Here is a 14451-nt window from a genome sequence, read left to right on the forward strand (position 1 = left end):
AACAGATGAAAGAGAGCACTCCATGCTGACCAACGTCATGTACGTGACGCTCTACGTCACCGACCAGGACCGCGCGCTGAGGTTCTACACGGAGCAGCTCGGCCTGGAGAAGCGCATCGACTTCCCGGGCCCCGACGGACGTTTCCTCACGGTGGGCGCCCCCGGCGCTCCGGTCGAGATCATCCTGTGGGCGCACCTCGCGGCGGCGGGGCAGCCGACCGAGCCGGTGCCGGGCGCCACGCCCGGACCGGTCATCCTCGAGTCGGACGACCTGCGGGCGGACTTCAAGGTGTTCCGCGACCGCGGGGTGACCTTCGACCAGCCGGAACCGGAGGACTACGGGTTCGGCGTCCGCATCGATACGGCGGACCCGGACGGCAACCGCATCTCGCTGCGTGAGCGCAGCCGCGCAGGCCGTGCCAACGGCTGACCGTTCGTAGACCTGGTGTGGCCGGCGCCGACCGGCGCCGGCCACACCAGGTCGAAACGATGATGGCGATGAGCATGACGATGTTGAACGCAAACCTGCAGCAGCTGCTCGAACTGACCGTCGCGGGCCGCGGCCAGGAAGGCTTGGGCCACCTCGCGTTGTTGTCGTCCGGCGCTTGCCGGCTGCTGGGCGGCTTGTACTTTCCCGCGGGCGCGGGTGGTGAGCATTTTGGTCGCGTCGGAGGACTTGCCGAGAACGGGGCCGATCTCCGCGAAGGGCACGGCGAACACGTCGTGCAGCACGAACGCCAGGCGTTCAACCGGGCGCAGCGAGTCGAGGACCGTCAGCAGCGCGAGGCTGACGGAGTCCCCGAGTGCAACAGGTCTTCCCCGAGCGGGAGCGTCGTCGAGCGTCACGGTGAACTCGGGCAGCTGGTCGTCGTAGGAGACTTCCGGGCGGGTCCGGCCTGAGCGCAGGACATCGAGGGTGATGCGGCCGAAAGCAGCCGGGATCGGGGATGATGCGTCGGCAGGCACAGTCTTCCACTCGGGACATGGGGCGTCGAGAACTCCATGATCTTCGGACCCCGTGCGCGGGCCGGCCCCATCTCAGGTGACGCGCAGCGCGCACCTGCGCGAGCTGCCTGGCCTCCCCCCGACGAACAGCGCTGTGGGCAGGTCGGACAACGCCTGGATCCGCACCTAACCGAGTGCCGGAGGGTGCTCGGCCGGACGGCGGCCCCAGGCCGAGATCAGCGGCGCGAGTGTCAGGTCGAGTCTGCCCGCGTGGATGGCGGCCAGGTGTGCGTCGATCTCGGCGTCGTCGGCCAGGCCGGCCGCGAGCAGCTCGCCGCGCACGTGCCGGATGGTCGCCGCCTCCAGCCGGTCGCAGGCCAGGCCGCCGACCGGGAAAGAGCCCGCCGCGGCGACATCTACCAAGCCGGCCTCACGCAATGCCCGCGGCAGTGTCCGGCCGTAGCGCAGGTCCGCGCCGCGGCGCGTCAGCAGCTCTCGGACCGCGTCGCGCAGCCGGTTGGCCCGCCGCTGCGCGGGGCCGCTGTCGTCCAGGCATGCCAGTGGCTGCAGAGCGGTATCGGCGTCCTCGACCAGCAGCCAGCCGCCGGGCCGTAGCGCTGCCGCCATCGTGGCCAACGCGCGAGCCCGGTCGGGTACATGGACCAGCACGAGCCGGGCGTGCACCAGATCGAACGTCCCCGGCTCCGGGGACGGATCAGTGGCGACGTCGTGCCGGCGCACCTCGTACCCGTCGCCTGTCTTCAGCCACGACGGGTCGATGTCCGTGGCCAGCACGTGCCCGGTCGGACCGACGGCCGCCGCGAGCGCTTCCGGGATACCGGGGCCACCGGCCCCCACCTCCCAGCAGCGCGAGCCGGCCCTGACCCCCAGTCGATCGAAGTGCCCGCGCGTCACACCGTCGAACAGCTCGGCCAGCCAAACGAATCGCTCGCCCGCCTCGGCGCGCGCGTTGTCCAGCAGGTACCCGCGGGCGGCAGCGGACTCTCCACCGGGCGCGGTAGTCCCGTCTGTGGGATCCGGTCGGCCACCGACGTGCGGCGGGCGGGGCGAGGAGGTCATGACTACATGGTCAACCTTCCCAGGCCACCAGCGCCACGACCACGGGAGAGGGATGCCTCACACAGCCGGCGAACCCCGCACGTCCTACAGCACGGTTCTGCACCGTGACGCGCTACGACAGGCTCGCCGTCCGCTACCAGCCGACCGTCCAACTCACCCTGACACGGCAAGCGCTGTGATCACGTCTCAAACACGTCGTAGCGGACCCCCGGGCCGTGAGGTCGGCCACGAGGTGCTCCCGAGGTGTGAGAGCGCAAGAGGCGCCGGCCGTGGGGAAGCGGCCGGCGCCCTGTGTGTGCGGGACGGGGCTCAGAAACGGGGGTGCAGGTAGAAGGTCTCGTTGATGGCCGGGGTGCCGTCGGAGTTCCGCTGGTACGGCCACTGGATCAGCCAGGTCCCGTCACCCGTGCGGTTGTGGTCGACGTTGACCACCCGGCGGGTGCTGATGTTGCGCAGCACGGTGACGTTGGGGAAGCGCCAGTTGGGGTGTTCCAGCGTGAAGTTCTGGGTGTCGCGCTGGGAGCCACCCGGGTCGGGCTCGCCGTTGGGGCCGTGGCAGTCCCAGATGTTCAGGTAGTCGCCGTTGTTGCTCTTCTGGCCCCGGTGGACGTCGAGGCACTTGCCGCTGCTGAGGGTCTGGATGCGGTACAACGGCTGCCCGGTCTCAGCTGAGCGTCCCATGGGCAGCAGTCGCCAGCGCTGGTTGCTGGCGCCGTTGGCGTGGTAGATGATCACGTGGCTGCCGTTGGCGCTCTGGCCGTTGTAGACGTCCAGGAGCCGGTCACTGTTGTCCGCGTGGATGGTCAGGTCCCGTGGGCTCCCCGAGGCGCGCAGGGTGGAGAAGCCGACAGGCCAGTGGTCGCTTCCGTAGTTCGGGTTCACGGTCGCGTGCCAGTTCTGCGTGTTGACGTTGGAGGCCGCGTAGTCCAGCTCGTTGTTGCTCAGTTGGGTGGCCTGCCCGCTGTTGTAGATCCGGGTGTTCTGCGGCACGCCGTCGTTGGCGACGGCCTGCGGGGAGCGGTTGAAGTCACCGAGCACGACCCAGTTCGCGATGTTGTTGTTGGACGCGTACCCGGCGACCCGGCGGATGAGGCCGGCCGCGTCGTTGGGCCGCCCGCCGTTGGACGCCGCGTGCACGGAGGCGAAGACGGTCCCGTCCTCGCGGCGCACCGCCGCGAGTGCGGAGCGGTAGCCGCCCGTCAGCTCGTGGACGGAGTCCGGGAAGAACGACGTGACGATGCCCAGGTTGCGGGAGCGCTGGTTGAGGATGTGGAGGTAACGGAACTGCCCGTTGCCGATGTCCCACAGGTACGAGCGGATGTTGCCGTTCTGGCCGAGCAGGTGCGACCCGCCGGGGGCGGCTCTGGGCACCTCCTGGAGGGCCACGACGCTGAACGTGCGCGACAGCGTCCGCACGCCCGACCAACGGTCGGAACCAACCTGCATGTTCCAGGTGGCCAGGCGGTGGGTGTCGGGGTTCGCGGCGGCCGCGGGACCGCCGCCGACAAGAAGCATCGCGCAGGCGAGCACCCCGGCCAGCACCAGGGCGCCGATCCGGCGCACAGGCGTGACCGGGGCTTTATTGGAGGGCGTCAAGGACATGCCGTGATCCTTCACTTCGGGCCTCGCCCCACGGAAGGGGGGAACGGGCCGAAGATTCGGAAGGGAAAGGGCCTGCGGCTGGCTCGGGTGGCAGCGGGAGCCGGGGCTGGTGCTGTCGCCATCGATAGGGATGGTGGGCTCGCAGCGATGCCCTTGCCAGGGGCGGCCCGCAGGTTCCCTTGGCGTGATCAGCAGCCAAGCCTGATCGACAGATACCGCGAGAAGCCCGGACAGTGTCGGGCCGGGAATGTACGCCGTGGCCAGCCAGGGCGCGTCCGGGTCTGCGTCCACGACCGGGGCCGTGTGGAAGCCGCCGACCTTGCGCGCGGCATCGACCTCGGCACGGAACCGCTTGCGAAAGTGCGGATCGGCGGCCAGCTCAGGGCGCGCCACCTTGATGGCCACGGGGCGACCACCCCGGGACCGTGCCAGATACGCCGTGCCCATGCCGCCCGCGCCGAGCTCTCGCTCCACGGCCTACGCGCCGATACGCCGCGGCAGATTCCCCATGACCTCCATGCCCCGTACGCCTCTCGAGGCCGAGAACCGGGTGACCGTTTCAAGGTTCTGGCCACGCCTGCCGGATCAAGCTCCTCAAGCGAAGCATGTACGGATGTGCGTCCTTCCCCCTCCTGCGTGGGAAGCCATCGCCGCAGGTGCCCCGGCGGCGCGGCGACCAGCTATGCCGATGGCGACGCCAGAAGAACGACCCGATGTGCGCGAAGGAGCGCGCTGTCTGCGGCGGAACCCCACTTCTGCCGCGGTCTGTGCCGTCCATGGCCCGCGCTGACCCAGACGCCGCACCTTAACCGCCTGGCAGCATCCTGACGTCGGTTCGCCGTGTGATGGGATGTCCGTCGAAGGAAACGCGGGCACACCGCGGTCGGGCATGGATATGGAACGGGGAGCGACAGCATCATGGCAAGCGGGCACGACACCGACCAGGGGCGCAATGGCCTCCGGCCGTTGCCGACGCGCGCCTTGGTCCGTGAGTCCGAGCGATCGCGGCGGCTCCTGAACTCCGGGGACTGGCGCCCGGCCCCGGCGGACACCGACGCCGCAGCGGCCGTCCTGACGCGCCTGACCGCCCCTCTCCCGACCCGGCGGACCGCGACGGAAAAGACCCAGGCTACGGATCGGGACCGGCGGCTTCAGCGCATCCTGCGCACCGCCCTCCACCACCTCGACGCGGACGCCGTCAGCCCGCCGGCCGCCGCCCTCCTGGCAGCTGTCGCCCGCGCCCTCCTGCCCTGGCACGCCGCCCCGAACCCGCCGGCCGCCGCAGCGGCCCCGAGGTACGGAGCCCCGCCAGGGACACCGGCCGGCGTGGCAGCGCCGCCTACCGAGGCAGGAGAAGCCCTGCTCCCGGACCTGATCGCCCTGTTCACTGTCCTGGCCGCGCCGAGCCCGCCGGGCACCGTCCCGTGCGCACCCACCATCGAGCCGTGGACGGTCCGGCACGCGGGCCCGTTCCGTCGCCACGGTCGCCCCGCTCCCGGGGTGTGGACGGCCGAGACCGTCGCCTGCCCGGGGTGCGGGCGCACGGCCGGCCCGTGGACCGTGACCTGTGACTGGCAACTGCTCACACTGGGCTGCCCGTGCGGGACCGTCACCCGTGATCACGGGCTCTCGTTCTCCGAGGTCTGGCTCCTCCTGCCGGACGCGTGAGCGACGAGCGGGTGGGTCAGCCCGTGTGGGGCCGGCCCGACGCCGTCGTGCACGCAACGGACTGGTCGCGGCCGCCGGCTGTCGGACTTCGCCTGTGCCGGTGTTGATCTCCGTGAGCTGGACCCAGCCGGCGCGCGGTTCCTGGACGGCCGAGTTCTGCGCCTGAGGTCGCAGCGGACTTGCTCGGGGGGCGGCGCGTCGGCTCGGTGCAGGTTGTGTGGTCCACCACTCCAGAGGTGGGTGTGTGCGAACGCACGGGTAACTTTCGTTGCTGATGTACCGATGTCAGAGCAGTATGTGTCGCAGCCCCCTCCCCTTGAAGCCCCCTGAAGGCTCCTCCTCTTAGCGAGGACGACGGGCCGCACACGTGCATCGTTGCAACAACTTGCGCCATGGTGCAACATGTTGCAACGCCAAGGTGGTGAGCGGTGGTTGGGCGAATGGGGGATCGGGCGTGGATCGGAGTGATGGCCTCGCGGCGCAGCTCCATGCCGCGAAGACGGCCATCGCCGCGCGGATGCGACACCTGCGCCGGCACCACCCGGAAGGGCCGTTCAGCCTTGCGATGCTGGCTGAACGCACAGGTGTGTCCAAGCGCACCCTGGCATCGGCCGAATCCGCTGACGGCACGAATCTCACCATCGAAACCCTGGTCAAGGTGGCGCACAGCCTGGGCATCGAGAGGTGGGCCTACTTTCTCGACGAGCAGGTCTTTCAGCAGGTCAACGCCGAGCTGGAAGCGGTCGGTGAACTGCGTCGGCACGGCGTGGAGAGCATCTCCCTGCGTACGCGCGCGCCGCAGCCCGGGGGCCTTGCTCCAGAGCAGATGTCCGAGCTCCTCAAAGGGATCATCAATGCGGCGTCCAGGGCGCGGGAGTCCTTGCGGGACACCTCGGCCGCCGCGGACGACAGCGCGCGTCAGGCGTCGCCCGATCGCCTCACGTGATGGTGGTGCGATGGCGGCTTCGGGCTGACGGCGGGCGACCGGACAGTCTTCAAAAGCAGTGCGCGGAGCGAGTGCGAGCCCTTGGCCTGCCCTCGCAGACCAAGGTGTCGATGCGGACGTTGTGCGAGCACGTGGAACAGCTGCACGGCCGGCCCATCCAACTCGTTCCCCTGGAGCTGCCGCTCGGCAGTCCCGATGGTCTCTGGATTTCGGCGGAGGGCCAGGACTTCGTCTTCTTCGAGCAACGTCTGGCTCCCGTGCACCAGCAGCAGGTGATCCTGCACGAGCTCGGCCATGTGATCTGTGATCACGACGCAGCGCCGGTCATGACGGCGGAGTCGTCCACGCTCCTTCTGCCGTCGCTCAACCCGGACATGGTGCGCCGGGTGCTGGGCCGGGAGCACTCGCATGCCGAGGCCGAGATCGAGGCCGAACTGGTGGGCTCGCTCATAGGCAGGCAGATCAGCAACTGGACTGCCGAGCGCACCAGGGCAACGCCCTTGGAAGCGCGGGAGCTGGTCGCCAGACTCTCCGCCCTGGAAGCCCCCAGACGGCAAGGAAATGATGAATAGCACCCTCTATCCCATATGCGCACTGATCTCCTTATCTGCGTTCCTCTTCAAGCTGAGAGTCACACGCACCGACCGCTCTCCCACACAGCTGGCCCTGGCAGGAAACTTCTTCTTCCTGACCGTCACCTTCGTCGTCTCGACGCCGGCGGTCTGGATAGCGACGAGCAAATTCGTCGGAATCGTCAACTTCTCCGGACTCCTGGCCCAGAGCACCGTCATCCTGTCGGCCGCCTGCCAGCAACTCGTGCTCCTGCACCTGACACACGAACGCGATACCGCCTGGCGCAAAGCCGTCCCACGCCTCACCGGTCTGAGCATCGTGCTCCTCGGCATGATCACGCTCTTCTCCGCCGCCACCAGCATCGGAGAACGTCCCACCGACTTCGCCCTGACCAAGGCGCAGTACTACCCGGCGTACCTGTCGATCTACCTGATCGGATACGCGGCGAACCAGATCGACATCGGCATCATGGGCTGGCGCTACGCACGCATCGCTCCCACTCCGTGGCTTCGGCGGGGGCTGCGACTGGTCGCAGCGTCGATGCCCTTCGCCATGATCTACACAAGCTGCCGGATCGCTGACATCATCGCCAGCCAGTTCGGTGTCACCGGCCATCCCTGGGAACCAGTGGCGCAGCTCGCCATCGCGGGAACGGTACTCAAGACGGTCGGCTGGACGATGCCGGACTGGGGCCGCCATCTGACCACCGCGTCCGAACGGCTCGACAGGCGCCGCGCCTACCGGCAGATCATCCCCCTCCACCGCGAGCTCACCTCTCACCTGCCCGAGGTAGTTCTCCCTTTGGGGGAGAAAGCCGACCTGAGGACTCGCCTCTACCGCTGTCTGGTGGAGATTCGCGACGCTCAATGGGCCTTGCGTACCTGGATGGACCCCGCTGTCGCCGCCTTGGCCATGCAGCAAGGCCAGGCAGCGGGACTCGAAGGCGCCAACCTCGCCGCGGCTGTCGAGGCGGCACAGCTCAAAGCCGCACTCCAGGCCAGACGAGAACAGGCGCAGCCGGCCACCCACGTCGCCACACCGCGGATGGAGGAGCCTGAAGACCTCGCAGCGGAACTGTCCTTCCAACGGAAGCTGGCCCGGGCCTTCACCGCGACATCCGCCCCCGCCGTCACCCACACGGCGTACCTGGTACACGCGACGAACATTACGGATACGGAGAAGAAGGACGCATGACCTCCCTCCCCTCGACACCTGCTCTCCCGCGGCCTTTCGACACGGCCTTCTTCACTGACCCGTACCCCACCTACGCACGACTCCGCGAGGCCGGCCCAGTCCACCGCATAGCACTGCCTGACGGCTCCCCGGTCTGGCTCGTGGTCCGGGAGGACGATGTACGTGCCCTGCTGACCGACCCGAGACTGTCGGTGAACAAGACGCACTCCAACACCGGATACAAGGGCTTCTCCCTGCCGCCCGCGCTGGATGCCAACCTCCTCAACCTGGACTCCGCAGACCACCTGAGACTGCGCCGCCTCGTCTCTCAGGCCTTCACCCCCCGCCGGGTCGAGAACCTGCGCGTACGCGTCCAGGGCGCCGCGGACCGACTGGCCGACCGCCTGGCACAACGGCTGGTCACCCAGCCGAGCGCCGACCTCGTCACCGAATTCGCCAACCCCCTGCCACTGGCCGTCATCGGTGACCTCTTCGACGTCCCCCAGCCGGACAGGAACCCCTTCTCCACCTGGGTCGGCAACATGTTCGCCCCTGAGCACCCGAACCAGATCGCCGAGTCCATCGACCACATCCACCACTTCCTGATCCGCCTCGTCGCCGAGCGGCGGGCGAACCCCGGGCACGACCTGCTGTCCGGCCTGATCGCCGCACGGGACGCCGGAGACCAGCTCACCGAGGACGAACTCGTCTCCCTGGCCTTTCTGATCCTCATGGCCGGCAGCGAGAACACCCAGCACCTGATCAGCTCGGGGCTGCTCACCTTGCTGCGCCACCCGAAGCAGCTCGCCGCCCTCAAAGCGGTACCCGGCTTGCTGCCCGCAGCGGTCGAGGAGCTGCTGCGCTATGCCCACCCCAATCAGATGGCCATCCGTCGCTTCCCCACGGAGCCCCTCGAGATCGACGGCGTCCACATCCCCGCCGGAGACACCGTCATGCTCTGCCTCGCCTCAGCCCACAGAGACCCGGCCCGGTACCCGGACCCTGACCGTTTCGACATCCGGCGACAGGACACGGCACACCTCGCCCTCGGGCAAGGCATGCACTACTGCCTGGGTGCGCCCTTGGCCCGCATGGAAATCCAGCTGGGCCTGGACACCCTGCTTCGCCGCCTGCCCCGGATCGCTCTCGCCGTGCCCGACACCGAGCTGGTGTGGCGTTCCTCGTTCCGTTCCCATGCCCTCACCGCGCTGCCGGTCACCATCCGTGCGGAGCAGACAGAGTGAGCAACCTGGTACGGGAGGGGTAAGCGGGTGGGGCGGGGGAACGCCAGCCCCCCAGGCGAGGTCAGGCGAGGTCAGGCGAGGTCAGGCGAGGTCAGGCGAGGTCAGGCGAAGATCAGGCGAAGGTCAGCCAATCGTGATCATCTTGGCGACGCTGGGAACCCCCGCCGGGTCGAGGGCGAAGAGCATGTACGTGCCGGGCAGGGCCACTCCGGGATCGTCCGGGACCTTCAGCTCGTAGGAGGTGCCCCCTGTCTGCCGGAACGTGAGCGGGATCCTCCGCTGGTCGTTGTCGACCGAATGGGTCGCCGCTCCGGCCCGTACCAGTGAGAAGGCGGTGACGGGCTTGTCCGTCGTCACCGGCAGGGCGGCACCGTTCGCGATCCTGGCGGGCGGCGTGCTGGTGAAGGCCGGGCGGGGCTTCCGGGTGCCGTCCGGGTTGAGGAGGTACGGCGGGGTGAAGACGGCCCCGTCGGAGTGGTTGGTGGCGCAGTCGCCGCAGAGACCGCCCCCGCCCGAGAAGATCCGTCCGTCGGGCAGCAGGTTCGCCACGCTGTGGTAGTTGCGCGGGACCGCCATGCTGGCCAGCTTGGTGAAGGTGCCCGTCGCCGGGTCCCAGATCTCCGGGGTCATCACCGAGGTGGCGTCGCTGAAGGGGACGGGGTAGGACTGCCCGCCGAACACCGCCACCTTGCCGTCCGGCAGGACGACGCTGTTGCTGAACGAGCGGGCGTAGCCCATGTCGCCCGTGCGCTTGCTGACGGGCCGGATGCCGTCGCCGATGCCGTCGCCGAGATCGACGGTGTAGGCGCGGCGGGTGGCGTTCGCGTTCTCGTACGCGGTGGCGCCGCCGAGCGTGAGGAGCTTGCCGATGTCGTAGGAGACGGCGTTGCCGTTCATGGCGTCCGGGCTGTCGGCGCGCGTTCCCGCCGGTGTGATGGTGCCGTTGCCGGTGGTGTCGATCCAGTTCAGCTGCTTGCTCGGCCCGAGGTGCAGCACTCGGCCGCGGGAAGTGGCGTGCAGCCACTGGTGGTTGTCGGCGCGGTAGGGGCCGGCGGGGTCGGCGGTCAGAGTGTCCTTGGCGGGTACGCCGGGCAGCTTGCGCCACTTGCCGGTCGCCGGGGACCACACTTCGCCGTCCTTGTCCCCGCGGGCACCGCTCCAGGAGCCGCCGAGCACGAACGCCTCGCCGTTCGAGAGCAGCGTCATGGCCTGGTACCCACGCGGTGTGTTCATCTGGCCGGTGGCGGACCAGGTGTCGGTGCGCGGGTCGTAGATGCTGGCGCGGGAGGCGTTGCTGCCGCCGGTGACCAGCACCCGGCCGTCCGAGAGCATGGCGATGCCGGGACAGAACATGTCGTGGCCGGTGTTGTCGACGCGGCGCTGGGTGACCTGTCCGGTGCCGAGGTCCATGATGGCGGTCTGGGTGTATCCGTTGCTGCCACCGAACCGGTCGATGGCGTACGCGGACCAGGCCAGCAGTTTGTTGTTCGGCAGGACGGTAGTGGCCACGGGGACGAGCGGGAAGCCGGTGACCCGGTCCCAGGCGCCGGAGACGGATGGGTCGGCCGGGCTGCTCAGCCGGATCTCGGCGGCGGAGCTCCACGGGCCCCGGTTGCCGGCCTCGGTGGTCGCGGTCAGCCGCACGAACCGGGCCGGGGTGGGCCGCGTGAACGTGGTGCTCTTGACGGTGTCGTCGTCCTTCCACACGCCGCCGGCCACGGGGGCCCCGAACGAGACGCCGTCGAGGCTGGTGGCGACGGAGTACGCGCCGATGCGCCCGTTGGGGCCGCCGCCGGACTTGCGGGGCTGGTAGGTGAGCGCGGACACGGTCTGCGTACGGTGCATGTCGATGGTGACGGAGTGCGGCAGCGGGGTCGCACCGCCCGACCACCGGCTGTGCCAGAGGGTGTCGGCGTCGCCGTCCAGGACGTTGGCGGCACGGTTGTCGGCCTGCGCGGTCTCCTCGTCACTCGCGGAGGCGGTCCAGCCGGTGGTGGGCAGCTCGACGACGGAAGCGGGCAGCCCCGGGTCACCCAGCAGCTGGATCTCGGCGGCCGAGCTCCAGGGACCGCGCTTGCCCGCCTCGGAGGTGGCCGTCAGCCGGACGTACCGGGTGCCACGGGCGGCGAAGCTCAGCGTCTTGGTCGTGGCGTCGTCGGCCAGGGTGCCGCTCGCAACGGCCGCTCCCCAGTTCTGCCCATCGGCGCTGAGGTGGATGGCGTACTCGCCGATGCGGCCGTTGGGGCCGTCGGCACGCGGCTGGTAGAGAAGCGCGGACACGACCTCGGTGCGGTGCATGTCGATGACGAGGGAGTGCGGCAGCGCGGCCGCGCTCTCCGACCACCGGCTGTGCCAGATGGTCTCGGCCTTGCCGTCGAGAACGTTCGCGGCACGGTTGTCGCCCCGGGCCGTCTCCTCGTCACTGGCCGTTGCCGTCCAACCCGCCCTGGAGAGGACGGGTGCCGCCGGTTCCATGGCCGAGGCGGGCGCAGCGGCATGGTGCGGACGTGACGGGTGATCACCGTGCGCCTCGGCCTCGGCGACGGACCCGCCGCCCCGCGCGTTCAGTACGGGCAGGAGCGCGACGAGGACCGCCACCAAGGCGAGCAGGACGAGCCCCTGCCATCTGAGGCGGGAGAGGCGGGAGAGGCGGGAGAGACGGGAAGGCCGGAACAGGCCGGTCCGGCGGGATGGTTCGGGTAACACTTCGCCTCCTGGAGGACCTCGAAGGTCAGGAAGGTGAGGACTGGGACGGTGGTGAAGCGGTGATGGCGGTGATGGCGGTGAAGACGGTCAAGCAGTGAGTCAGTACGGGCGCCGCCCTTGAACCTGGGCAGAAGTGGTCACTCTTCTTGCCGGGAAGAGGGGTGTAAAGACATCAATCCGGCCGTCTACGGGGCCGGGCGCGTGTCGGGGGCTCACCGTGAGCGACTCCGCGACGGCTCCCGGCCGAGGACCTGGCCTGCCAGGCGCCGGGCTTCTGACGACCCTCAACCGCCCGGGGCGTGGAGGTGAGGCCTTCCACCGACGAAAGGCTCCGCGATGACGGTACGGAATTCCGGCACGACGGCGGCGCGAGAGAATGGGACATGCCGCGTAAGCTCCACCGCCACGCCAAGGGGAACCGTTGATCAGCGCGCACCAGCAAAGGCTCCACGACCGGGTCCTCGAGGCTCCCGTCGTACCGGCACCGAGCGCCTGGCGCCTGGTCGGCGACTGGCGTGTGCCCGTCGGCGGGCTGCTCGGCATCGGCTTCGCCGTCGACCCACACAGCGGCCACGACCTGGTCATGACGGTCTCCACCAGCGGTCACGGGCTCTTCGACGCGGTCACCGGCGAGAAGATCGCCCGCGACCGGGATCCCGACGACGACTCCTGCACACCCGACACCACGCCGGACCTGACCTGCCCCGGGCTCGGCCCGGTCGCGGGCAGCCGGATCCACATCGCCGGGCTCTTCGGAGGCGGCCTCCACTCGGGCACCGGGGACGGGTGGACCGTGACCGTCGCCAGCCCTGAATGGCCCTCCCACCGCGTACTGCTCGTCAGGGCCAGTGGTCTCCACCGAGGAGCGCACGAGGAGGATTGGTGGCACGTTCTCCACGCGAACTACTCCGAGTTCCGCGCCGCCGGGTTCTCACCGTCGGGGCACACCCTGGCAGTCGCGACCAGTAGCGATCTCACGCTCTGGTCGCGAACGTCCGCCGGATCGTAGTCGCCCTGCTATGACCTTCACTTCACTGAGGAGCGGGATCCCGCCTGGCAGATGATTGACTACGCCGCATGGACTTCGCACGAGCGTCCGCTCCATACGCGGACGTAATGATGGGCTGTTCCGATTGGCCCGACGGCCAGCATTCCCTCACCCGACGGGATGGCCTGTCATGAGCGTCGGTGGCATGCCGTCGGAGCCCGGCCCCGTCTCGACGGCTTGGGACGCACCCCCATTGGACCCCGAACTGAGTGTGGCACTCGCGGCGTTGGGGGAGGAGGCGAGGGAGCCGTTCACCCTGGAAAACCTTGCGGCTCGGCAGGAGCAGGATGCTGCGCGCCGGCCCAGGCCGACGGTCCGGGATCTACGGGCCGACGGCCGCTTCGAGGTAGACGAGCTGCATGTACCCGGACCGTCGGGCGGGCAGGACGTCACGCTCGTGAGCGCACGACCCGCCGGCATCGCCGGGACGCTGCCGCTGCTGTACTACATGCACGGCGGCGGAATGATCACGGGCAATGCGTGGTCCGTACTTCCGCGACTGCTTCGCGAATGGGCTCTCACGCTGGAGTTGGCCGTCATCTCTGTCGACTACCGATTGGCACCGCAGGCGCAGTACCTCGGACCGGTGGAGGACTGCTACGCCGGATTCGTCTGGGTGGCTGAGCACGCGGCCCAACTGGGCATCGACGCGGACCGCATCATCGTCGGAGGGAAGAGCGCCGGCGGTGGACTCGCCGCAGCACTCGCCCTGCTCACCCGTGACCGAGAAGGGCCCACACCGATCGGGCAACTGCTCCTGTGCCCGATGCTCGACGACCGCAACAACACCTTCTCCAGCCATCAGATGGCCGGCATCGACACCTGGGACAGAACTTCCAACGCCACCGCGTGGCAGGCGCTGCTGGGCGATCAGTACGGCGCCGCGGACCTGCCGCCCTACGCGGCTCCCGCCCGCGCCACGGACCTGTCCAGGCTCCCCCCGGCCTACATCGAGGTCGGGTCGGCCGAGACTTTCAGGGACGAGGACGTGGCCTATGCCAATGCGATCTGGCAGGCCGGTGGCCAAGCCGAACTGCACGTATGGCCCGGAGCCTTCCACGGCTTCGACACCTTCGCACCACAGACAGCTCTCAGCCAGGACGCCCGCAACGCCCGTTCCCGCTGGCTTCGGCGCATCCTCACACAGTCCGGTGCGAGCAGCGGATCTGCCTGCTGAGCATTTTGCGGCGGCCGGACGACGTCAGCAGACGGCGGCCGACGGCGGTCGAGCGCCAGGACCGTGGACCGTTTCGGCCAGGTGGCCCGGCGCCCAGGTCGTCTGCCGTCCAACCCCTATCCCTTGGGTCCGCGGGGGTGCCAATGCTCCGGGGGCCACGATGTGCTCGTGCTTCGACGTCACCGGGTGAGTCTGCCCAAGACGTGTGAGGCTCGGCCGGCCGACCTGCGCCTGATGGCCCTCACCCGCGGCCCGCTCGGAGCCGCGTGTCTGACCTTCATCCGCTAAC

The 14451-nt window shown here is 69.4% G+C and carries 12 protein-coding genes; 8 read left to right on the forward strand and 4 right to left on the reverse strand.

Translation table 11 applies throughout. The features are described 5' to 3' along the window. Window positions 1-22: 22 nt before the first annotated feature. Window positions 23-430 carry a VOC family protein gene (locus J1792_RS18045; RefSeq protein ID WP_086567190.1) on the forward strand — a complete coding sequence of 136 codons (408 nt, stop codon included), beginning with the start codon at window positions 23-25 and terminating at the stop codon, window positions 428-430. Here J1792_RS18045 and J1792_RS35830 read toward each other — a convergent pair. The 3 genes from J1792_RS35830 to J1792_RS18060 all read right to left on the reverse strand — a co-directional run bounded on the left by J1792_RS35830 (window position 337) and on the right by J1792_RS18060 (window position 3627). After that, entirely contained in the window at window positions 337-966 is a 630-nt protein-coding gene (locus J1792_RS35830; RefSeq protein WP_372446121.1) for a sigma factor-like helix-turn-helix DNA-binding protein, read from the reverse strand. The two genes, J1792_RS18045 and J1792_RS35830, sit on opposite strands and share 94 nt — an antisense overlap. Before the next feature lie 165 nt (window positions 967-1131). Then, entirely contained in the window at window positions 1132-2025 is an 894-nt protein-coding gene (locus J1792_RS18055; protein ID WP_086567189.1) for a methyltransferase domain-containing protein, read from the reverse strand. Between the two features lie 309 nt (window positions 2026-2334). After that, window positions 2335-3627, reverse strand: a complete 1293-nt coding sequence (locus J1792_RS18060) for an RICIN domain-containing protein (RefSeq protein WP_207247694.1) — start codon at window positions 3625-3627, stop codon at window positions 2335-2337. Between the two features lie 918 nt (window positions 3628-4545). Here J1792_RS18060 and J1792_RS18065 point away from each other — a divergent pair. From J1792_RS18065 to J1792_RS18085, 5 genes are all read left to right on the forward strand, one after another. After that, entirely contained in the window at window positions 4546-5295 is a 750-nt protein-coding gene (locus J1792_RS18065; RefSeq protein ID WP_086567186.1) for a hypothetical protein, read from the forward strand. A 454-nt stretch (window positions 5296-5749) separates the two neighbouring features. Next, complete coding sequence (locus J1792_RS18070) at window positions 5750-6241, forward strand: helix-turn-helix domain-containing protein (RefSeq protein WP_242705168.1); 492 nt, start codon at window positions 5750-5752, stop codon at window positions 6239-6241. Between the two features lie 131 nt (window positions 6242-6372). Continuing rightward, the gene (locus tag J1792_RS18075) at window positions 6373-6813 is read left to right on the forward strand and encodes a hypothetical protein (RefSeq protein ID WP_143587580.1); all 441 of its coding nucleotides are present in this window, start codon (window positions 6373-6375) and stop codon (window positions 6811-6813) included. After that, the gene (locus J1792_RS18080) at window positions 6806-8008 is read left to right on the forward strand and encodes an MAB_1171c family putative transporter (protein WP_179198780.1); all 1203 of its coding nucleotides are present in this window, start codon (window positions 6806-6808) and stop codon (window positions 8006-8008) included. The genes J1792_RS18075 and J1792_RS18080 overlap by 8 nt, the downstream gene beginning before the upstream one ends. Continuing rightward, entirely contained in the window at window positions 8005-9231 is a 1227-nt protein-coding gene (locus J1792_RS18085; protein ID WP_207247695.1) for a cytochrome P450 family protein, read from the forward strand. Before J1792_RS18080 ends, J1792_RS18085 begins: the two co-directional genes overlap by 4 nt. Window positions 9232-9354: 123 nt before the next feature. Here J1792_RS18085 and J1792_RS18090 read toward each other — a convergent pair whose 3' ends face one another. Then, on the reverse strand, window positions 9355-11937 hold the full coding sequence (locus tag J1792_RS18090) for a galactose oxidase family protein (RefSeq protein ID WP_307843021.1): 2583 nt from the start codon (window positions 11935-11937) through the stop codon (window positions 9355-9357). A gap of 421 nt (window positions 11938-12358) precedes the next feature. Between J1792_RS18090 and J1792_RS18095 the strand changes: the two genes are divergently transcribed. Further along, window positions 12359-12946: a hypothetical protein gene (locus J1792_RS18095; RefSeq protein ID WP_207247697.1), complete on the forward strand. Its 588-nt coding sequence runs from the start codon at window positions 12359-12361 to the stop codon at window positions 12944-12946. A 169-nt stretch (window positions 12947-13115) separates the two neighbouring features. Further along, window positions 13116-14162 carry an alpha/beta hydrolase gene (locus J1792_RS18100; protein WP_372446122.1) on the forward strand — a complete coding sequence of 349 codons (1047 nt, stop codon included), beginning with the start codon at window positions 13116-13118 and terminating at the stop codon, window positions 14160-14162. The last annotated feature ends 289 nt before the right edge of the window (window positions 14163-14451 follow it).

It is taken from the genome of Streptomyces triculaminicus (assembly GCF_017349075.1).
Taxonomy (GTDB): Bacteria; Actinomycetota; Actinomycetes; order Streptomycetales; family Streptomycetaceae; genus Streptomyces; species Streptomyces triculaminicus.